Annotated in this window: 16 protein-coding genes and 1 pseudogene; 15 read left to right on the top strand and 2 right to left on the bottom strand. The window is 70.7% G+C overall.

Features of this window, described 5'->3' with window-relative positions; translation table 11 throughout:
* Positions 1-850 precede the first annotated feature (850 nt).
* The 4 genes from ACX28W_RS33820 (at position 851) to ACX28W_RS33835 (ending at position 5,158) form a co-directional block, all read left to right on the top strand.
* Positions 851-2,239, top strand: coding sequence for a S8/S53 family peptidase (locus ACX28W_RS33820; RefSeq protein WP_459003835.1), 1,389 nt, complete (start codon positions 851-853; stop codon positions 2,237-2,239).
* Positions 2,240-2,657: 418 nt separating this feature from the next.
* Positions 2,658-3,932 (top strand): hypothetical protein, encoded by a 1,275-nt coding sequence (locus tag ACX28W_RS33825; protein WP_459003818.1) that lies wholly within the window; start codon positions 2,658-2,660, stop codon positions 3,930-3,932.
* 267 nt (positions 3,933-4,199) lie between these two features.
* Positions 4,200-4,454: a hypothetical protein gene (locus tag ACX28W_RS33830; protein WP_459003819.1), complete on the top strand. Its 255-nt coding sequence runs from the start codon at positions 4,200-4,202 to the stop codon at positions 4,452-4,454.
* 350 nt (positions 4,455-4,804) lie between these two features.
* Positions 4,805-5,158, top strand: a complete 354-nt coding sequence (locus ACX28W_RS33835) for an ArsR/SmtB family transcription factor (protein ID WP_459003820.1) — start codon at positions 4,805-4,807, stop codon at positions 5,156-5,158.
* Between the two features lie 39 nt (positions 5,159-5,197).
* Here ACX28W_RS33835 and ACX28W_RS33840 read toward each other — a convergent pair whose 3' ends face one another.
* Positions 5,198-6,181 carry a LysR family transcriptional regulator gene (locus ACX28W_RS33840; protein WP_459003821.1) on the bottom strand — a complete coding sequence of 328 codons (984 nt, stop codon included), beginning with the start codon at positions 6,179-6,181 and terminating at the stop codon, positions 5,198-5,200.
* 199 nt (positions 6,182-6,380) lie between these two features.
* Here ACX28W_RS33840 and ACX28W_RS33845 point away from each other — a divergent pair.
* Positions 6,381-6,491 (top strand): annotated as a pseudogene (locus ACX28W_RS33845) (type 1 glutamine amidotransferase domain-containing protein); the annotation flags it as partial.
* Positions 6,492-6,530: 39 nt separating this feature from the next.
* Positions 6,531-7,046 (top strand): SRPBCC family protein, encoded by a 516-nt coding sequence (locus tag ACX28W_RS33850; protein ID WP_459003836.1) that lies wholly within the window; start codon positions 6,531-6,533, stop codon positions 7,044-7,046.
* Between the two features lie 112 nt (positions 7,047-7,158).
* On the opposite strand, the gene ACX28W_RS33855 is transcribed toward ACX28W_RS33850, so the two are convergent.
* The gene (locus ACX28W_RS33855) at positions 7,159-8,169 is read right to left on the bottom strand and encodes a Gfo/Idh/MocA family protein (protein WP_459003822.1); all 1,011 of its coding nucleotides are present in this window, start codon (positions 8,167-8,169) and stop codon (positions 7,159-7,161) included.
* Between the two features lie 128 nt (positions 8,170-8,297).
* Here ACX28W_RS33855 and ACX28W_RS33860 point away from each other — a divergent pair, with 128 nt between their 5' ends.
* From ACX28W_RS33860 to ACX28W_RS33900, 9 genes are all read left to right on the top strand, one after another.
* Positions 8,298-9,035, top strand: a complete 738-nt coding sequence (locus tag ACX28W_RS33860) for a GntR family transcriptional regulator (protein ID WP_459003837.1) — start codon at positions 8,298-8,300, stop codon at positions 9,033-9,035.
* Between the two features lie 118 nt (positions 9,036-9,153).
* Positions 9,154-10,146, top strand: a complete 993-nt coding sequence (locus ACX28W_RS33865) for a sugar ABC transporter substrate-binding protein (RefSeq protein WP_459003823.1) — start codon at positions 9,154-9,156, stop codon at positions 10,144-10,146.
* Positions 10,147-10,379: 233 nt separating this feature from the next.
* Entirely contained in the window at positions 10,380-11,384 is a 1,005-nt protein-coding gene (locus ACX28W_RS33870; RefSeq protein WP_459003824.1) for a sugar ABC transporter substrate-binding protein, read from the top strand.
* Positions 11,381-12,448, top strand: a complete 1,068-nt coding sequence (locus ACX28W_RS33875) for an ABC transporter permease (protein WP_459003825.1) — start codon at positions 11,381-11,383, stop codon at positions 12,446-12,448. Before ACX28W_RS33870 ends, ACX28W_RS33875 begins: the two co-directional genes overlap by 4 nt.
* Before the next feature lie 80 nt (positions 12,449-12,528).
* Positions 12,529-13,326 (top strand): ATP-binding cassette domain-containing protein, encoded by a 798-nt coding sequence (locus tag ACX28W_RS33880; protein ID WP_459003838.1) that lies wholly within the window; start codon positions 12,529-12,531, stop codon positions 13,324-13,326.
* A gap of 171 nt (positions 13,327-13,497) precedes the next feature.
* On the top strand, positions 13,498-14,643 hold the full coding sequence (locus ACX28W_RS33885) for an ROK family glucokinase (protein WP_459003826.1): 1,146 nt from the start codon (positions 13,498-13,500) through the stop codon (positions 14,641-14,643).
* The gene (locus ACX28W_RS33890; protein ID WP_459003827.1) at positions 14,640-15,221 is read left to right on the top strand and encodes a sugar kinase; all 582 of its coding nucleotides are present in this window, start codon (positions 14,640-14,642) and stop codon (positions 15,219-15,221) included. Before ACX28W_RS33885 ends, ACX28W_RS33890 begins: the two co-directional genes overlap by 4 nt.
* Positions 15,222-15,320: 99 nt before the next feature.
* Entirely contained in the window at positions 15,321-18,140 is a 2,820-nt protein-coding gene (locus ACX28W_RS33895; RefSeq protein WP_459003828.1) for a DEAD/DEAH box helicase, read from the top strand.
* On the top strand, positions 18,137-20,410 hold the full coding sequence (locus ACX28W_RS33900) for an SWIM zinc finger family protein (protein WP_459003829.1): 2,274 nt from the start codon (positions 18,137-18,139) through the stop codon (positions 20,408-20,410). Before ACX28W_RS33895 ends, ACX28W_RS33900 begins: the two co-directional genes overlap by 4 nt.
* Positions 20,411-20,437 lie beyond the last annotated feature (27 nt).

Raw genomic sequence — 20,437 nt, forward strand, 5'->3', positions numbered from 1 at the left:
CGACGAGGTGCGTCGTCTCAGCGAAGATGAGCATCTACTCGACAGCGGCGCCGCTGCGGGCCACATGTCCTATTTCCTGGCCATGCTCCGGGAGCTGGGCGAGGAGGCGCAGGCAGATTACGCGCACGCAACCCAGGTGATCAGCGACTGGGTGGGGAATGCACGGGTGCCTGCGGAGCACGTGTGCGTGGTCCACAACCGGATGGCCACCGCTCTGGCTGAGAGCGGGAATGGCCAGGGGGCACGCGAGGCTCTCCAGAAAGCCCAGGAAGCCGCTCGGACAACGTTGGAAAGGGCCATCACGCTCACCCAGCTCAGCGTTCTGGAAGCCAGCCTTGGAGAGTGGCCTCAGGCTCAGCGGTATGCCGGTCAGGCCGAGGAACTCATCCCGGCCGACAGCGGTGAGGCATGGCTGGACGTACGGATGCGTACAGTGTGCGTGAGGTTCCGCAGCGAGCGGCTGTCCGGTTCGCGTGACCAGCAGGACGCGCAGATGCTGGGCCAGCACCTCGTCGAGGTATGTAGCCAACAGATCGATCGCTGGGGCGGTGACCACCCCAGGGCGCTGGAAGCTCTCGTCATCATGGCCTCGGCCCAGCACGCGGTGGCGGAGACGCGCCGTGATCTGGACACCATGGCGCGCACCACAGGTGTGTTGGAGGTTGCTGCCCAACGGTCATCGACCCTGCTGGGCGCCCGCCATCCCCAGTCCACGGCGGCCCGCGCCGCTCTCCTGGAGTCGCATCAACGCACCAAGCGGTTCCGCGACCGCGAGACCTCACCACATTCGAAGCCGCTGCGGCGAGTTTTGAGTCGAGGATTGTCGAGATTCGAGCAGGTTCAGAGCTCGATGCCAGACGTCCCCTTGGCGGTGGGGCCGGACGATTTCAGTGAGTTCATCTACGAGAAGGGCGTCGTGCTGGCCCGCGACGGCGAGGAAGCCCGTTTCGTCGAGGACACCGTGCGCATGCACTTCACCGAGGCGCCTGGGCTGAACCCCGACCATGTGCGCCGGGTGAGTCTGGAGACCAACCGCTCGGGCGTCACACGCATCCAGGTGGGCGATCCGAGCCTCGGCGACCGGCGTGGTGATCGCATGGTTGCGGCCGCGCTGAGGGCGCTGAGGGAGGCGGAGGGACGCGCCGGACGGCGCCTGATCAGCCGTAACCATGTGGTGTCGATCGCCCCCGTCAGCGCTGGGCCTGGCGACGAGGCCGTACCCGCCTCACTCACCCAGGGGACCAACCCTGCCCTGGCCGAGGCCCGCTACGTCGCGGGCACCGCCGTCGACGTCCTCGTCATCGACAACGGCCTCACCCATGACTACACAGTCGTCCCACTGCTCGCCCATGTCCAGGGCGACCTGCACGGCACCGAGACCGACAGCGACGGCGTCCTCCTGCCGTACGTCGGTCACGGTACGTTCATCGCCGGCGTCCTCGCGGCCGTCGCACCCAACACGGACATCATCGTCCGCAACACGCTCAACGATTCCGGTGCCATCCTGGAGGCTGAGTTCGGCGAGAGGCTGTTCGACGTCGTGGACACGCACGGCTGGCCGGACGTCATCGTCCTGTCCGCTGGCACTTCCAACGGCCGTACGGATGGCCTGCTCGGCATGGAGAGCTTCATGGAGGAGCTGCGTCAACAGCGCACCCTGCTGGTCGCAGCGGCCGGAGACAACGCCAGCGCGACGCCGTTCTGGCCTGCCGCCTACGCCTCCGTACCTGGCTACGAGGACGTCGTGTTGTCGGTCGGCGCGCTGCGCAGCGATGGCGAGTACGGTGCCTGCTTCAGCAACCATGGCTCTTGGGTGGACGTCTACGCCCCCGGCGAGCGCCTCATTAGCACGCTCACCGGCTTCGTCGCGCCCGTCCCGTACGTCTACCAGTACTCCACGCACGCGGTCTGCCGCTTCGGTGCCCGATACATGTGCACCTGCCAGTACCCGCGGCGCACGGGCGAGCCGAGCGAGGCCAGCAGCCTCGCTACCAAGCCGGACCAGGTGATGTTCGAGGGGTACGCGTACCTGAGCGGCACGGCGTTCGCCACGCCGGTGGCCGCTGGCATGGTCGCTGCCCATATGACGGCCCACAAGGAGTGGGCCCCGCGTGGCGCGGGGCAGCAACTCCTCGCCGCGAGCACCCAGTTTGCTGAGGTGCGTGGGGCGCATGTGCGGGCGATGCGCCCGACCAACTGGAGCCCCGCGCCGGTATTGCAGCGCTCCGCCGGCGCATGAGGGCCGCTGTTCCTCACTCGCGAACAACATGTCGCGTGGGTGCCAGGAGTAATGTCGGCCTCTTCGAATGAGTCGGGGATCTATTGCGCGTCACCCACGCTGGAAAACGCGTCGGTCATGCGTCGCACCCCTGCTGAACAGACGAAGCTCAGCGATCTCAGTGAACGGGAACCGCGGACACGGCACCGCCCGGGGGGTGGTGCCAGCCTCGGGGTCGATCCACTGCTATAGGTGCACCCTCTGCGCCGGCCGGGTGGCTGAGGCGTGGGCACCGGGTATGTATGCCGCGTTGGGGCAATACACGTCACGCGCGTCATCACAGTCGAAAGACGATGTCCATTGCCTGCTGAGCCGCATGGTTCGGGACGCATCGTGCAGTAGGTGGGATGAGTGGTGGTTGTAGCCGGCGGGGGGCACAGTGACAGAACTGGTGCAGAGGCTGGTCGACTGCGTAACCCGCGGCGAGTTCATGGATCTGGCTGGTGGCGAGGACGTGGACGAGCCGGCGATGCGCTTCTGGGGAGAAGAGCTCACCATTCCTGCCAGCGTGATCCGCGACATCCTGCGCGGGCGTTTGGCTCCAGAACCAGATCCACGCGGACTCAGGCTGCGTGCCGTTCGTATTGAAGGGCGCCTGGATCTGACACATCTCACCTCTGACGTACCACTGGAGCTCCGTGACTGCCTGCTCACTAGCGGAGTGAGGGCACAGGACGCCCGCTTGTCCGCTCTCTCACTGAACGGCTGTCTGCTGCAACACCCAGACCGGCCGCCTGTTGATGCGGACAGGCTTGTTGCTCCGGTGGTCTCCCTCAAGGGCGCGACGGTGCTGAGCGCCTCCTCCCATGGCGCCGTCAGCCTGGTAGGCGCCCATATCGGTGGTGTCCTCGACTGCAGCGGGGCGAGACTGCTCAATAGCGTCGGCGCAGCCCTGCACGCCGACAACCTCCGCGTTGACCAGGACGTCTTCCTGCGGGACGGATTCGAGGCCACAGGCAGCGGCGAGCAGGGAGCGGTGCGGCTGTTCGGGGCGCGCGTCGGCGGCGCTCTGGTCTGCACCGGCGCACAGCTGCGCAACGACGACGGCCCCGCCCTGCACGCGGACAACCTGCAGGTCGATCAACCCGCCTTTCTCGCTGACGGGTTCAAAGCGATGAGCAGCAGCGAGGACGGAGCGGTGCGGCTGTTCGGGGCGCGCATCGGCGGCTCGTTGATCTGCACCGGGGCACAGCTGCGCAACGACGCCGGCCCCGCCCTGCATGCCGACAACCTACGCGCTGAGCAGGACGTCTTCCTATGGGACGGATTCGAAGCGACGGGCAGTGGCGCATGGGGCGCGGTCCGGCTGTCCGGGGCGCGCATCGGCGGCACCCTCAATTGCCGTGGTGCGAAGCTGCGCAACGACACCGGCCCTGCCCTGCACGCGCGCAATCTGCAGGTTGGCGAGGATATCCTTCTGCGCAAGGGATTCGAGGCCGTGGGAGGCGGCGAGGACGGCACCGTTGAGTTGTCGGGGGCGCGTATCAGCGGCGCTCTGTTCTTCGATCCGAGCCGCCTTGAGCATGCGATGCCCTCGCGCCGACTGGAAGTGGACGGACTGCAGTACGCGGGCCTGCCTGAAGGCCACTGGCGCACCTGGCTGAAGCTACTGCAAGAAGCGACCCCGTCCTACACGGCACAGCCCTACCAGTAACTGGCCGCAGCGCATCGTGCAGCGGGCCATGATCGCGAGGCACGTACCGTACTCATTACACAGCGCCGCGACCAACTGCGCAGGGCAGCAACCACTCGTGGAGAAAGAGCCTGGGGACGCCTGACCTGGCTCACGCTCGGGTACGGCTACCAGACGTGGCGGGCCCTTCTCGGCCTTCTCGCCGTGGCCCTCGTTGCGATGTCTATGACATCGCTGGGCCCCGGCGCCCATGGTGGCCTGGACGTCGCCGGGAACCCCCGTACTACGGTGAACCGGTGTACCAGCGTCGACCGCATCGGCATCGGCCTTGAGCTGGGGCTGCCTCTGATCAAAGCCGGAGTCCGCAACAGCTGCCACATCACCGACAACGCCGCCGGCCACGCCCTCGTCCTCACCGGCTGGGCCCTCCAAGCTCTCGCTTGGGCATTTGCCAGCCTATTTGTCGCCGGTTTCACCAGCGAAAGTCCGCAAAACCTGATGCTGACTGGCTTGGCCCCTCTTGGCCGGGCCGAGGATTGCTAAAACCACGGGCGGCGTCCGGAACCGACCTCCAATCGGTGCCAGCGAAGCCTCCAGGATTGCCGTACTGGAGGCGTTCGTATGCCTGGGCCGAGTGGAGGCAGGCGTTCCCATCACGGCTCGACCACGTCGAATCGGGGTGGCCGTCAGGGGACTCACGCCCTGATCGACACCGTCCGACCTCGGCCGACTCGGAGCCGGAACAGAGGGCGGTTGCCTCTGACCGACTCTGAGCGGCCCCGGTCGAATCGGGGTCGAATCAGAGCGTTTTCCTCTGACTGCCTCCGATCACCTATGCAACCCGTCCTAGCAGGTCACAGCCGTTCCGGTCTTCGTAAGCCCTGGTCAGAGGGGTGCGGCAGAATTACCACGCGTACACGATCGTCACGCCCGGCTCCTCGACGCGTGGCGCCCGTCGCATCGTCACCGGAAACAGGACGAACGAGCTCGCCGACCCGATGCGGATGCGCGTCGTCCGCGCGCTGGCCGAGGACGGCGGAGAGCTGTCCTGCAGCGACATCGAGCTGCCGGTCACCAAGTCGACCCGCACCCGTCACTACCGGGCGCTGCGGGAGAGCGGAGTGCTGCGCCAGGTCTACCGGGGTACCGCCAAGATGAACCGGCTGCGCCGCGAGGATCTGGATGCCCGCTTTCCCGGGCTGCTCGACACGGTCCTCGCCGCCGCGGCCAACAGTCCCGAACTCTGACGCGCCGTGCGTCCGCGCGGCGTCTGCCGGATGCCGGGTCTACCAGGTTCGGGCCGCCTGCCGGAGGCGGTCGCGGACGCGGTTCACGTCAGGGTTGGCGTCGGCGCCGGGGCGCTGGACCAGGAAGAGGGTGTTCAGCGGCGGCTCCTGCGGCTCGTGGAGGAGGGCGAGGCGGCCGGAGTCCAGGTACTCCTGGCACAGCGAGCGGGGCAGCACGCTGTAGCCCGCGCCCGCGTTGACCGCCGACAGCACCGCGTACAGGTTGGGCACGGTGACGGCCGCGCGGGCGGTGAGCTGCTTGCCGAAGATGCTGCGCCAGTAGCGGCGCACGATCGGCAGATCCTCGGCGTACGTCACCATCGGGACGTCGCGCAGGGCGGCGCACGGGTCGTCGGCCTCGCCCTGCCCGGCGACGCGCTCGGCCCAGGCGGGGCTCGCGACCAGCAGATACTCCTCGTCGGCGAGTGGCACCGACTCCAGCGCCCGGCCGCGCGGCCGCCGGGAGACGATCACCAGGTCGTGCCGGCCGGCCCGCATCTCCTCGAGCAGGGGCTCGGGCAGGCCCTGGGTGACGCGGAGCTGGACGCCGTCGGCGACGAGCGGGACCAGGGCGGGCAGGACCCGGACGCAGAGCAGCTCCGACGGTCCGGCCAGATGCACGGGCGCGGCCACCGCGCCGGCATCGTGCAACGTGGCCAGCGCGTCCAGCGGGCCGGCGATCTGCCCGGCGAGTTCGTGGGCGTGGGGCGTGGGCTCCACCCCGCGCGGCAACCGGGTGAACAGCTCGCGCCCGGTCTGCTGTTCCAGGGTGCGGATCTGCGCGGTCACGGTCGGCTGGGACAGTCCGAGCCGCGGCGCGGCCGCCGTGAACGACCCCGAGCGGTACACGGCCAGGAACGTGCGCAGCAGGTTCAGGTCCGCGTGCGGCGGGAGCTGCTTGCCACCGGCCGCCGGGGTTGCGCCGGGAGCCTCGCTTGTGGTCCTGCCCAGGATCTCGCCCGTGGCGAGCGTCTGGTTCTTCATGGCATCCAGCGTAGCGACCGATTCCATCGGGGTTCCGATAGCAGGAATCGGCCTCTCTATTGGTAATCGGATAGGAGCCCGGCCTACTTTCTTGGACGTCGCCGAGTGCGGACGGACCGCCCGAGTGCGGACGGACCGCCCGAGTGGGGACGGACCGCCCGAGTGGCGACGATGCAGCCCGGAGCACGGGAGACAGCACGTCGAGACGGGCGAGCCGTGGGCGGCGCACGTCGAGGTCGACCGCAACGTCGTCACCGGCCAGAACCCGGCATCCTCCGGCCCCCTCGCCGCCGAGCTGCTCAGGAAGCTCGCCTGCCCCCGACCCCCACACACGCAAAGGAACATCCCCATGACGACGCAGCACGCCATCAACTGGCCCGCGAAGTACCTGCCCGGCACCGGCGACAACTTCGTCTCCAACGAGGTCATCGCCAAGGACCTCAACGCCACCGACGTCTGGCACTACCTGATCGACACCTCCGAGTGGGAGGGCTACTACGACAACGTCGCCGACATCTCCTTCCCGCAGGGCGGTGGCCCCGAGCTGAAGAACGACCTCGTCTTCAGCTTCGGCACCTTCGGCTTCCCGCCCCTGGACGCCCACGTCGTCGAGTTCCAGGCCCCGGCCGAGGGTGTCCCGGGCCGGCTGTCCTGGACCGCCGAGCAGGACGGCAAGCCAGAGGAGCAGCTCGATGTGCTGCACGCCTGGCTGGTGGAGGACCTGCCCGGCGGCCGGGTGCGGATCCTGACCCAGGAGACCCAGATCGGCGAGCCCGCCGCGGCCCTCGCGAGCGAGCGCCCGAACCCGATGCTCAACGGCCACCAGGCGTGGCTGGACGGCCTCGTCCGCGCGGCCTCCAAGTAACCCGCACTCCGGGTGCGCCCCGGCCTTCAGGGGCCGCACCCGGGTCCGGCGGCCTCCAGACCGTCGCGGTGCGGCTCCGCACAGGCGGAGCCGCACCGCGGAAGGCTTGGGTTCAGCCCCGCGCGCCGGGGATCTCCGACAGCCGCACCGGGCGCCGCTCGTGCCGCGACAGCTCGCAGGCCTCCGCGATGCGCAGCGCGTGCAGGGCCTCCCGGCCGTCGCACGGGTTGGCGCGTTCGCCGCGGACGACCTCGACGAAGGCGGCGAGCTCGGCCTCGTACGCGGGGCCGAAGCGCTCCAGGAAGCCCATCCACGGCTTGTCGGCGGGCGGCGGCCCGGCCGGTTCCGTGGAGGCGATCGGCGTACGGTCGTCCAGGCCGACGCCGATCTGGTCCAGTTCGCCGGCCAGCTCCATGCGGACGTCGTAGCCCGCGCCGTTCAACCGGGTGGCCGTCGCCGTGGCGAGCGTGCCGTCGTCCAGGGTGAGGACGGCGGCGGCCGTGTCGACATCGTTCGCCTCGCGGAACATCGCGGGCCCGGCGTCGGAGCCGGTCGCGTACACCTCGACGACCTCGTGGCCCGTGACCCATCGCAGTATGTCGAAGTCGTGGACCAGGCAGTCCCGGTAGAGCCCGCCGGAGAGCGGGAGGTAGTCGGCCGGCGGCGGCGACTGGTCGGACGTCATCGCCCGGACGGTGTGCAGCCGTCCGAGGCGTCCCGACCGGACCGCCTCGCGCGCGGCCGTGTAGCCCGCGTCGAAGCGGCGCTGGAAGCCCAGCTGCAGAACCGTTCCGGCGGCGTCGACCTCGGCGAGCGCGGCCAGCGTGCCCGGCAGATCGAGGGCGATGGGTTTCTCGCAGAACACCGGGAGCCCGGAGCGAGCCGCCCGGCCGATCAGTTCGGCGTGGGCCGAGGTGGCCGCGGTGATGACGATGGCGTCCACGCCCCAGGTGAAGATCTCGTCCACACTGGGCGCCGCCGTCTCGCCCAGGCGGTCCGCGAGCTCTTGAGCCCGCGCGGTGTCCGCGTCCGTCACGATGAGGGAGCCGACCTCGCGGTGACGACTGAGAGCGGTCGCGTGGAAAGTACCGATACGACCCGTTCCGATGAGTCCGATGCGCATGAGAACAAACTGAGGGCGGACCAGGCACTGTGTCAATGGTTTGTCCGGACAATCGAACTTCAGAACTTCCCGTCAACATCTCCCGGAGCTACGCTCGGGCCGTGCCGAAACCAGATGTGGATCCGACCGTGTCGCTCCAGCTCAGCGTCGACCGCAGCAGTCCGGTCCCGCTGTACTTCCAGCTGTCCCAGCAACTGGAGGCCGCGATCGAGCGCGGAACCCTGACCCCGGGCAGTCTGCTGGGCAACGAGATCGAGCTCGCCGCACGGCTCGGCCTGTCCCGGCCCACGGTCCGCCAGGCCATTCAGTCCCTCGTCGACAAGGGCCTGCTGGTACGGCGCCGCGGCGTCGGTACCCAGGTCGTGCACAGCCAGGTCAAGCGCCCGCTGGAACTCAGCAGCCTGTACGACGACCTGGAGGCGGCCGGGCAGCGCCCCGCGACCCGGGTGCTGGTCAACACCGTCGTGCCGGCCTCCGCCGAGGTCGCGGCGGCCCTGGGCGTCGCCGAGGGCAGCGACGTACACCGTGTGGAGCGGCTCCGCCTCGCGCACGGCGAACCGATGGCGTACCTCTGCAACCATCTACCTCCCGGCCTGCTGGAGCTGGACAGCGCCCGGATGGAGGCCACCGGCCTGTACCGGCTGATGCGCGCCGCGGGCATCACCCTGCACAGCGCCCGCCAGTCCGTCGGCGCCCGCGCGGCCACCGCGGAGGAGGGTGAGCGGCTCGGGGAGCCCGCCGGAGCCCCGCTGCTCACCATGCAGCGCACCACCTTCGACGACACCGGCCGCGCCGTCGAGTTCGGCTCCCACACCTATCGCGCCTCGCGCTACTCCTTCGAGTTCCAGCTGCTTGTGCGGCCGTGAAGGACCGGCGGATCTCAATCGTAAGAATGTTCTGACAAGCCCATTGACTGACGCGCGGACCCGGAGCTAGAACTCCCCTCAGCCGCAAAGGGGCGGCGGGAGAGAGGGTGGTCCCACCATGCGTACAGCCCGAACCGCAGCAGCGGTGATAGCCGTCATCGCGCTCGCGGCCGGATGCAGCAGCTCCGGTGGCAAGGACTCCGAGAACAAGGCCGACAGCAGTGAGAGCGGTGGCAAGGCGGCCACCACGCCCCGTCTGAAGATCGCCATGGTGACTCATTCCGGCGAGGGCGACACCTTCTGGGACATCGTCCAGAGCGGCGCCAAGCAGGCGGCCAGTAAGGACAACGTCGACTTCCTGTACTCCAACGACAAGGAAGCCAACGGCCAGGCGCAGCTCGTCCAGGCCGCCATCGACAAGAAGGTCGACGGCATCGTGGTCACCCTGGCCAAGCCCGAGGCCATGAAGGACGTCCTCGCCAAGGCCGAGCAGGCAGGCATCCCGGTCGTCACGATCAACTCCGGCGCCGAGTACTCGAAGCAGTTCGGGGCGCTCGTGCACTTCGGCCAGGACGAGTCGGTCGCCGGTGAGGCCGTCGGCGACGAGCTCAACAGGCGCGGTCTGAAGAAGGCCGTCTGTGTCATCCACGAGCAGGGCAACGTCTCGCTGGAGCAGCGCTGCGCGGGCGTGAAGAAGACCTTCCAGGGCTCGCTCGAGAACCTCAACGTCGACGGCACCAACGCCCCCGCCACCCAGTCCTCCATCGAGGCGAAGCTCCAGGCCACCGAGGGCATCGACGCCGTCGTCACGCTGGGCGCCCCGATCGCCGCCGTCGCGGTGCAGGCCAAGACCGACGCGGGCAGCAAGGCCGAGATCGACACCTTCGACCTCAACGCCGAGGTGGTCAAGCGTCTGAAGGCCAAGGAGGTCGGCTTCGCCGTGGACCAGCAGCCCTACCTGCAGGGCTACGAGGCCATCGACGAGCTGTGGCTCTACAAGACCAACGGCAACGTGCTCGGCGGCGGCCAGACGGTCCTCACCGGCCCGGCCATCGTCACGGAGAAGGACGTACCGCAACTCGAGAAGTACACCGCGCGCGGGACTCGCTGATGGGGTGCACCATCCCCGTGTCCGCTGTGTCCACCTGGGGGGCGACCCTCAGCCCCCCGGCCGAGGGTCGGCCGCGGTGCCCGGGACCTGGGCGGCGGCGGCGATCGAGGGTCGGCGATACTTGGGCGTTCGGGGCCGGAGGACATCCGGCCCCCGGGGCCTACGGGACGGCCCACCGGGCCGGTCCGCGGGCCCTGGCGCACCAAGTAGCACAGCAAGAAGGGCACGGCCTCGTGGCACGGACTCGGACCTGGGTAAGCATCGCGCTCGCAGGGGCGCTGGGGGTGTCCCTCGCGGGATGCAGCAGCACCGGCGGGAAGCGGGCCGAGGACGCCCGTAAGGCGGCGGCGGCCCAGGGCAAGGCCGCGGTGAACACGCCCAACTGGACGTTCGCGATGATCACCCACTCGGGGGACGGCGACACGTTCTGGGACATCGTGCAGAGCGGCGCCCAGCAGGCCGCCGTCAAGGACAACATCAACTTCCTGTACTCGCACAACGCGGAGGCGCAGCAGCAGGCGCAGCTCGTCGACGCCGCGGTGGACAAGCAGGTCGACGGCATCATCGTCACGCTCGCCAAGCCCGACGCGATGAAGGCGGCCGTCGCGCGCGCCGAGAAGGCCGGCATCCCGGTGATCACGGTGAACTCCGGATCCGAGGAGTCCAAGGCGTTCGGCGCGCTCACCCACATAGGCCAGGACGAGACGATCGCCGGTGAGGCGGTCGGCGACGAGCTGAACAAGCGGGGCCGGAAGAAGGCCCTGTGCGTCCTGCACGAGCAGGGCAACATCGGCCACGAGCAGCGCTGCGCCGGCGTCAAGAAGACCTTCGACGGCACCGTGCAGAACCTCTACGTCCAGGGCACCAGCATGCCCGACGTGCAGTCCTCCATCGGCGCCAAGCTGCAGGCCGACAAGTCCATCGACTCGGTCGTCACGCTCGGCGCCCCCTACGCCGACACCGCGGTGAAGGCCAAGAAGGACGCGGGCAGCAGCGCCGAGATCGACACCTTCGACCTCAACGCGAAGGTCGCCGCGGAGCTCAAGGACGGCACGCTGGGCTTCGCCGTCGACCAGCAGCCCTACCTCCAGGGGTACGAGGCCGTGGACCTGCTCTGGCTCTACAAGTACAACGCCGATGTCCTCGGCGGCGGCAAGCCGGTCCTCACCGGACCGCAGATCATCACCAAGGACCAGGCCGCCGCGCTGGAGGAGTACACGAAGCGGGGAACCCGATGACCGCCACCGCACCTGCACCCGCCCCCGCGCCGTCGCCGGGCACCAAGGCCGACGAGCGCCTTCTGAAGACCTCGCCGCTGCGCAAGCTCATGGGCCGTCCCGAGCTCGGCTCCGTGGTCGGCGCGATCGCGGTCTTCCTCTTCTTCGCGATCTTCGCGGACAGCTTCGTACGGGCCGCGAGCCTGAGCACGGTCCTGTACGCCTCGTCGACGATCGGCATCATGGCCGTACCGGTCGCGCTGCTGATGATCGGCGGCGAGTTCGACCTCTCCGCGGGCGTCATGGTGACCAGCTCCGCGCTGATCTCCTCGATGTTCAGCTACCAGATGACCGCGAACGTCTGGGTCGGCATCCTGGTCTCGCTGGTCGTCACGCTGGCGATCGGCGTCTTCAACGGCGTCATGCTGACCCGCACCGACCCACCGAGCTTCATCATCACCCTCGGCACCTTCCTGATGCTGACCGGTATGAACCTCGGCTTCACCAAACTGATCAGCGGAACGGTCTCCACGAAGTCGATCGCCGACATGGAAGGCTTCTCCTCCGCCAAGGACGTCTTCGCCTCGACGATCACCATCGGCGGCGTCGACTACAAGATCACCATCCTGTGGTGGCTGGCCCTGGTCGTCGTCGCCACCTGGATCCTGCTGCGCACCAAGGTCGGCAACTGGATCTACGCCGTCGGCGGCGGCGAGCTGGCCGCCCGCGCGGTCGGCGTCCCGGTCAACAAGACGAAGATCGGCCTCTACATGGGCGTCGCCTTCGGCGCCTGGGTCTCCGGCCAGCACCTGCTGTTCTCGTTCGACGTCGTGCAGTCCGGCGAGGGCGTCGGCAACGAGTTGATCTACATCATCGCGGCCGTCATCGGCGGCTGTCTGATCACCGGCGGCTACGGCTCCGCGGTCGGCGCGGCGGTCGGTGCCCTGATCTTCGGCATGGTCAGCAAGGGCATCGTGTTCGCCGAGTGGAACCCGGACTGGTTCAAGTTCTTCCTGGGAGTGATGCTGCTCCTGGCGACCCTGCTCAACCACTGGGTCCGCAAGCGCGCGGAGGCGACGAAGTGACGAGCGGTGGCGACGAAGTGACGAGTGGAGGCGACGACATGACGACGGACGCGGACAGGGCGACGGACGCGGACAAGGCGATGGACGCGGCCTCCGCGGAACGTACGGCACTCGTCGAGCTCGACGACGTCAGTAAGTACTACGGCAACATTCGCGCCCTCGAAGGCGTCTCGCTGATGGTGCACGCCGGGGAGATCTCCTGCGTCCTCGGCGACAACGGCGCGGGCAAGTCCACCCTCATCAAGATCATCGCGGGGCTGCACCGGCACGACGCAGGAACGCTCCGCATCGAGGGCGAGGAAACCCGTCTGTCGTCCCCGAGGGAGGCTCTGGACCGCGGTATCGCCACGGTCTACCAGGACCTCGCCGTCGTCCCGCTGATGCCGGTCTGGCGCAACTTCTTCCTCGGCTCCGAGCCGTCGAAGGGCGTCGGGCCCTTCAAGCGCATGGACGTCGACTTCATGCGCAGGACCACCCACGCGGAGCTTCTGCGCATGGGCATCGACCTGCGTGACGTCGACCAGCCCATCGGCACCCTCTCCGGCGGTGAGCGCCAGTGCGTGGCGATCGCCCGCGCCGTCTACTTCGGCGCCAAGGTTCTCGTCCTCGACGAGCCCACCGCCGCCCTCGGTGTGAAGCAGTCCGGCGTGGTCCTCAAATATGTGGCCGCCGCACGAGACGCCGGACTGGGTGTTGTGTTGATCACCCACAATCCGCACCACGCGTACCTGGTGGGCGACCGTTTCGTCCTCCTGAAGCGCGGCACCATGTCCGGCAGCCACACCCGCGACGAGATCACCCTGGACGAGCTGACCCGCCAGATGGCGGGAGGCAGCGAACTGGACGACCTCAGGCACGAGCTGGAGCGCACTTCGTAGGAGTCTTCGCCGCGAGCCGGAGCGCCCCGACAGGGGCGCGGGGCTGAGATATTTGTGACGTCGCCGCGTGGGCGCGACCAGCCACAACGGACCCGCAGTTCACACACGACAGGCACCGCCCCACCGCTCCCGCAGTGCAGCCAGGCGGCGGCGTAAGGCAGAATCGGCCCGATGAGCACCTACCGCGACCTCGCACACCGCGGCTCCGCGCGGGCCACTGTCCTGCGGACCGTCGGGACGCGTGAGCGCCGTTCCCACCTGACGGCGCCCCGCGTACCCACCGTCGGCATCGACATCGGCGGCACCAAGGTGATGGCGGGTGTCGTCGACGCCGACGGCAACATCCTGGAGAAGCTCCGCGCCGAGACGCCGGACAAGTCCAAGAGCCCCAAGGTCGTCGAGGACACCATCGTCGAGCTGGTCCTGGACCTCTCCGACCGGCACGACGTGCACGCGGTCGGCATCGGCGCGGCCGGCTGGGTCGACGCGGACCGCAGCCGCATCCTCTTCGCTCCCCACCTGTCCTGGCGCAACGAACCGCTGCGCGACCGACTCGCCGGGCGGCTCGCCGTCCCCGTCCTGGTCGACAACGACGCCAACGCCGCCGCCTGGGCCGAGTGGCGCTTCGGCGCCGGCCGCGGCGAGGACAACCTCGTCATGATCACGCTCGGCACCGGCATCGGCGGCGCCCTGCTCGAGGACGGCCAGGTCAAGCGCGGCAGGTTCGGCGTGGCCGGCGAGTTCGGCCATATGCAGGTCGTGCCCGGCGGCCACCGCTGCCCCTGCGGCAACCGGGGCTGCTGGGAGCAGTACAGCTCCGGCAACGCGCTGGTGCGCGAGGCCCGCGAACTCGCCGCCGCGGACTCCCCGGTCGCGTACGGGATCATCGAGCGCGTCAAGGGCAACATCCCCGACATCACCGGACCGCTCATCACCGAGCTGGCCCGCGAGGGCGACGCCATGTGCGTCGAGCTGCTCCAGGACATCGGCCAGTGGCTGGGCGTCGGCATCGCCAACCTGGCGGCGGCCCTGGACCCGTCCTGCTTCGTCATCGGCGGCGGCGTCAGCGCCGCCGACGACCTGCTGATCGGCCCGGCGCGCGACGCCTTCCGCCGCCATCTGACAGGCCGCGGCTACCGTCCCGAGGCCCGCATCGCCCGTGCCCAGCTCGGCCCCGAGGCCGGCATGGTGGGCGCCGCCGACCTGGCCCGCCTCGTCGCCCGCCGCTTCCGCCGCGCCAAGCGACGCCGCGTGGAGCGCTACGAGCGGTACGAGCGCTACGCGGAGACGCGCCGTACGACCCAGGGGACGCCGTGACGCCCTCGCTGCCGCACCAGCCCTCACCGCAGGACGAGCCCGAGCGGCCGCCGGAGGACCCGCGCCGCAAGTTCCGTCGCCGTGCCCTGACGCTGCTGATCATCGTGCTGCTCATCGGCGTCCCGGCCGGCTACCTGGTGATCTCCGCCAACCAGAGCCGCGACAGCGGCAAGGAGAAGGAGGAGAAGTACTCGGCGACCGGCCTCACCTACGGCTGGCCGTCGAAGGTCCAGCGTCGCCTCTACCAGGTGCTGATTCCGCACCCGGCGAACAGGGTCGCGTTCTACGAGACGAACAACTGGAGGAGCAGCCGTCTCTACGCCCAGTTCCAGCTCACCAACGCCGGTCTGGACACCTTCCTCGGCGACCTGGGCACCAACCGGAACGCGCTGAAGGAGAACAACATCACCATCAGCACCCGCGACCAGAAGGTCACCGGCTGGAAGTTCTCCGTCCCCGGCAAGTGGCGTGGCTTCGTCCGCGAGCAGAAGAACCCGGCGCCCACGCAGGACGTCATCGTGAACCTGGCCAATCCGGAGTACCCGATGGTGTACGTCGTCTCACGCACGGTTCCGTAACGGGCCGGACCCCGGCCCGCTGTCGGGACCGGTTGTCAGACCCCGCCCGTAGAGTCGAAGACAACTGATTTGACGGAGGGGCGGGAGGTGACCGGGCGTATGGGGGACGGGGCAGTGACGATCATGGCTGTGCCGACGCGGCTTGCCGCCGTATTTCTGCCCGCACCGCTGCCGCGCGAGGGCCGCTTCGCCTTCTGGGACCCGGACGGCGAGCCGCTGTCGTCGCCCGAGCCCCTCGCGCAGAGCGAGCTGACGGTCGTACGACCGCATGGACCCGGAGCCCGCAGAGGTACGGCCCCCGCGCTGATCCTGCCGCTCGGCGAGGCCCTGCCGCTGCTCGCCGGGGCGCGCCGCGACCCCGCCGCCCATCCCGCGACCGTCTGCTGGGGTGCGGCCGCGCTGCACGCGCTGCGGCTCGTCGCGCGGGGACGACTGCTGCCGGGGCTCACGGCAGCGGGCCACGACGCCTGGCGCGCGGGCCCGCTGGACCCGGACGACATCGCCCACCTGCGGGCGGTGGCCGCCGCCCTCCCGTACGAAGGGCATGCCGTCCCGCTCCCCGGCAAGGGCCCCCTCCGGCTGCCCGAGCCGGAAGCGCTGATGCGCTCCTTCCTGGACGCGGTCGCCGACACACTGCCGCGCACCCCGGCCGCTCCCCACACCTCCGGAAAACCCTTCGCGGCCAGGGAGCCGCAGCGGCTGCCCGGTGCCCAGGACTGGGCCGCCGAGGTCGCCGCGGGCATGGACGCGGGCGTCCGGATCTCGCTCCGCCTGGACCTGTCGGCCTACCAGCTCTTCGACGACGGCGAGGGAGCGCACCGTGCGGGCGCGGCCGTCGTCCAGGTGCACAGCCTCGCCGACCCCACGCTCGTCGTCGACGCCGCGGCGCTGTGGGCAGGCACCGCCGACGCCACGTTCGGGCCCCGCGCGCGCGTGGACGCGGCGCTCGCCGTCCGCCGCGCCGCCCGCGTCTGGCCGCCCCTGGACCGCCTGTCCGAACAGGACGTGCCCGACGTACTCGCCCTCTCCGAGGAGGAGCTGTCCGACCTGCTCGGCGTCGCGGCGACCCGCCTCGGCGCGGCCGGAGTGGCCGTCCACTGGCCCCGCGACCTCGCGCAGGACCTGAGCGCGGCCGCGGTGGTGCGCCCCGCACCCGGGTCGGCCAAGGACGGCACCGGGTTCTTCGAGAGCGAGGAGCTGCTGCAGTTCCGCTGGCAGCTGGCCCTCGGCGGCGACCCGCTCACCGAGGCCGAAATGGACTCGCTGGCCGAGGCCCACCGTCCGGTCGTCCGGTTGCGGGACCAGTGGGTGCTCGTCGATCCGGCCCTCGTCCGCAAGGCCCGCAAGCGGGAACTGGGACTGCTCGACCCGGTCGACGCGCTGTCCGTGGCACTCGCCGGCACCGCGGAGGTCGACGGCGAGACGGTCGAGGCGGTACCGGTCGGCGCGCTGGCCGCGCTGCGGGACCGTCTGACGGCCGGCCTGACCCCGGTGGAGCCGCCGCCGGGCCTGCAGGCCCGCCTGAGGGACTACCAACTGCGGGGCCTCGCCTGGCTGGACCTCATGACCTCGCTCGGCCTCGGCGGCTGTCTCGCCGACGACATGGGTCTCGGCAAGACCATCACCGTCATCGCCCTGCATCTGCGCCGGGCCCGCAGCGAGCCCACCCTGGTCGTCTGCCCGGCATCGCTGCTCGGCAACTGGCAGCGGGAGATCACCCGTTTCGCGCCCGGCGTCCCCGTCCGCCGATTCCACGGACCCGATCGCACCCTGGAGGACCTCGACGGCGGCTTCGTCCTCACCACCTACGGCACGATGCGGTCGGCCGCACCGCGGCTCGCCCAGCAGACGTGGGGCATGGTCGTCGCGGACGAGGCGCAGCACGTCAAGAACCCCTACTCGGCGACGGCGAAGGCCCTTCGCACCATCCCGTCCCCCGCGCGCGTGGCCCTCACCGGCACCCCCGTGGAGAACAACCTCTCCGAACTCTGGGCCCTGCTGGACTGGACGACCCCCGGCCTGCTCGGCCCCCTCAAGTCCTTCCGCGCCCGGCACGCACGCGCGGTGGAGAACGGCGAGGACGCGGAAGCGGTGGCGCGCCTGGCCCGGCTGATCCGCCCCTTCCTGCTCCGCCGCAAGAAGTCCGATCCCGGGATCGTCCCGGAGCTCCCGCCCAAGACGGAGACGGACCACCCGGTGCCGCTCACCCGTGAGCAGGCCTCGCTGTACGAGGCCGTGGTCCGCGAGTCGATGCTTGCGATCGAGACCTCCGAGGGGATCGCGCGCCGCGGCCTGGTCCTGAAGCTCCTCACCTCCCTCAAGCAGATCTGCAACCACCCGGCGCTGTATCTCAAGGAGGACGCGCGGGCCGCCGCCCACGGACCCTCCGCCCGCTCCGGCAAACTGGCCCTGCTCGACGAGCTGTTGGACACGCTGCTCGCCGAGGACGGCTCGGCGCTGGTCTTCACCCAGTACGTGGGGATGGCCCGCCTGATCAGCGCGCATCTGACCGCCCGCGCCGTCCCGGTGGAGCTCCTGCACGGCGGCACACCGGTCGCCGACCGCGAACACATGGTGGACCGCTTCCAGAGCGGGGCGACGCCGGTCCTGGTGCTGTCCCTCAAGGCCGCCGGCACCGGCCTGAACCTCACCCGCGCGGGCCACGTCGTCCACTTCGACCGCTGGTGGAACCCGGCCGTCGAGGAGCAGGCCACCGACCGTGCCTACCGCATCGGCCAGACCCAGCCCGTCCAGGTCCACCGCCTCATCACCGAGGGCACGGTGGAGGACCGCATCGCCGAGATGCTCGAAGCGAAGCGGGCGCTGGCCGACGCGATCCTCGGCTCCGGTGAGGCGTCCCTGACCGAACTCACCGACCGCGAGCTGTCGGACCTGGTGTCACTGCGGAGGTCCACGTGAGCGCTCTTGCGGACGAGGAGGGCCGGGCGGCCGGAGGCGAGGAGAGGCCCGCCGCCGAGCCGTCACGCCCGGTGGGCGGGGCGCGCCCCGCCGACGAGGCCCGTCGGGCGCTGCGGGCGGCGCGGGAGCGCGAGACGTGGGGTGCGGCGGCCGAGGCCGAGCCGGGTCCGTCGCCCTCGACCTCGCCGTCGCCGGGTGCGGACGACGCGCGTCCCCAGCGGTCTTCCTCCCCGGGGGTGCGACCGGGCGACGCGGCACGCGAGGCCTTGCGGCGCGGGGCCACGAGGGGGAGCGGAGCGGGCGCCGACACCGATGCGGGTGCGGGCATCCATGCCGGTGCGGAGGCCGAAGCTGCGCCGCCTCCGGATTCCGGCGCAGGCGCCGACCCCGGTGCGGTACGACCTCCGGCTCCGGCGGCGGCCACAGGGCCGGACCGTTCCGGCGACGGGGCCTCGGGCGGCGCGCGCCCGGGTGACATCGCACGCGAGGCCTTGCGCGCCGCGCGCAGCGAAGCGAGGCAGGCGCGGACGGACGCGGAGAACAAGGGGGCCCAGTCCGCACGCCGGTCGGCGAGCCGCGCGCCGACCGATACGCCGGCTCCGCGAGCCGGTCGGGAAGCCCAGGCCCGGGAGGTACGAGACCTGCTCGCCGGAGCGTTCCAGCTGCCCGATGCCACGTCACCGCCCGCCGGGCGACCGGCGACAACGGACGCCCCGAAGGGAAGGCGCCGCGCAGCACACCCGGACGAGCCGCACGAGGCGACCCAGGACCCGCGCCCCGGGCACCCCCCAAGCACCGCCGACCCCACCCCGAACCACAGCCCCGAACCGTCCGGCGGCGCCCACACGCCCCCGGGCTCGCCCCTGCCGGAAGGCATGGATGTGGCGGGCTCGGGTGTGTCTTCTGCCCAGTCCGGGGGCGTACGCCGGGCACCCCTTGAGCCGCGCTCGGCGCAGTCCGAGTCGGAGGAGTGGAGCGCACCTCCAGCCGGTCGGGTCCGGAAGTCCATGGGATCCCCGGGGCGCGACGGGGAGTTGCGCCGTACGTTCGCGGCCTTTGCGGCGCGGGTGTCGGACGCGACGGCGTTCGCGGAGACGTGGTGGGGAAATGCCTGGGTGGGCGCCCTGGAGAAGGGCGCGCTGGACGCGGCGCGGCTGGCGCGGGGGCGGGCGTACGCCGCGAAGGGCCACGTCGACGCCATCACGGTCACCCCGGGGCTGGTGCTGGCGTACGTGCACGGCAGCCGTCCGCGACCGTATCGCGTACAGATCAGGCTGCGGACGCTGGACGAGGTCGACTGGGACCGCTTCCTCGACGCGGCCGCCGAGCGGCCCGGGCACATCGCGGCGCTGCTCGACAAGGAGATGCCCCGCTCGCTCGCCGACTGCGGAATCGACCTGCTCCCCGGCCCCGGCGACCTCGCACCGCAGTGCAGCTGCCCCGACTCCGGCCACCCTTGCAAACACGCGGCCGCCCTCTGCTACCAGACGGCACGCCTGCTGGACGAAGACCCCTTCGTGCTGCTCCTGCTGCGTGGTCGCGGCGAGCGCGAGCTGCTCGACGCCTTGTCCCGCCGCAATGCGGCCCGCGCGGCCCGTGCCGCCCAGGAACAGGATCCGGCGCCCCTGCCCGGCGTACGCGCGCGTGACGCCCTCGCGCGCCGCACGCTGCCACCCCTCCCGGCGCCCCTGCCCGTGCCCACGCACCCCGAGCAGCCGCCGACCTATCCGGGCGCGCCGGGCGGCCCGGACCCGTTCGCGCTGGACCAGTTGGCCACGGACGCGGCCGCCCGCGCCCACGCCCTGCTGACCACCGGCCGCGACCCGGTCGCGGAGCTGACGCTCTGGCAGGACGCGGTACGCCTTGCTGCGGCCCGCCCCGGTTCCGGACTCACCGCCGCGACCCGCGGCCTCTACTCCTCGCTCGCCTCAGCAGCCGGCCGCACCCCGTCCGACCTGGCGCGTGCGGTCGCCGCCTGGCGGCAGGGCGGACTTGAAGGGCTGACCGTCCTCGAAGAGCCCTGGGACCCACCGGCGGGCCGTTTCGACCGTGCCCGCCCCCTCCTCCTCGCCGCCGACCTCCCGGCCTTCCGCCCCTGGCGCAACCGCCTCACCCACCCCCGGGGCCACGCCCAGCTCCGCCTCGGCCACGACGGCCTCTGGTACGCCTACGAATCAGAACCGGGCCAGGACGACTGGTGGCCCCGAGGCACCCCCGACCTCGACCCGGTCGGTGCGCTGACGGGCCTCGGAGCCCCGGGCGATCTCTGACCGCCGGGCGGGAGGGGGTTGTGCGTG

The sequence above is a fragment of the Streptomyces sp. SD15 genome (genome assembly GCF_054462255.1).

What these genes read in the sequence shown, in the direction of transcription:
- ACX28W_RS33875 (WP_459003825.1), top strand. Translation starts at nt 11,381, where the DNA reads ATGACCGCCACCGCACCTGCACCCGCCCCCGCGCCGTCGCCGGGCACC.
- ACX28W_RS33855 (WP_459003822.1), bottom strand. Translation starts at nt 8,169, where the DNA reads ATGCGCATCGGACTCATCGGAACGGGTCGTATCGGTACTTTCCACGCG.
- ACX28W_RS33880 (WP_459003838.1), top strand. Translation starts at nt 12,529, where the DNA reads ATGGACGCGGCCTCCGCGGAACGTACGGCACTCGTCGAGCTCGACGAC.
- ACX28W_RS33895 (WP_459003828.1), top strand. Translation starts at nt 15,321, where the DNA reads ATGGGGGACGGGGCAGTGACGATCATGGCTGTGCCGACGCGGCTTGCC.
- ACX28W_RS33840 (WP_459003821.1), bottom strand. Translation starts at nt 6,181, where the DNA reads ATGAAGAACCAGACGCTCGCCACGGGCGAGATCCTGGGCAGGACCACA.
- ACX28W_RS33865 (WP_459003823.1), top strand. Translation starts at nt 9,154, where the DNA reads ATGCGTACAGCCCGAACCGCAGCAGCGGTGATAGCCGTCATCGCGCTC.
- ACX28W_RS33885 (WP_459003826.1), top strand. Translation starts at nt 13,498, where the DNA reads ATGAGCACCTACCGCGACCTCGCACACCGCGGCTCCGCGCGGGCCACT.
- ACX28W_RS33820 (WP_459003835.1), top strand. Translation starts at nt 851, where the DNA reads ATGCCAGACGTCCCCTTGGCGGTGGGGCCGGACGATTTCAGTGAGTTC.
- ACX28W_RS33850 (WP_459003836.1), top strand. Translation starts at nt 6,531, where the DNA reads ATGACGACGCAGCACGCCATCAACTGGCCCGCGAAGTACCTGCCCGGC.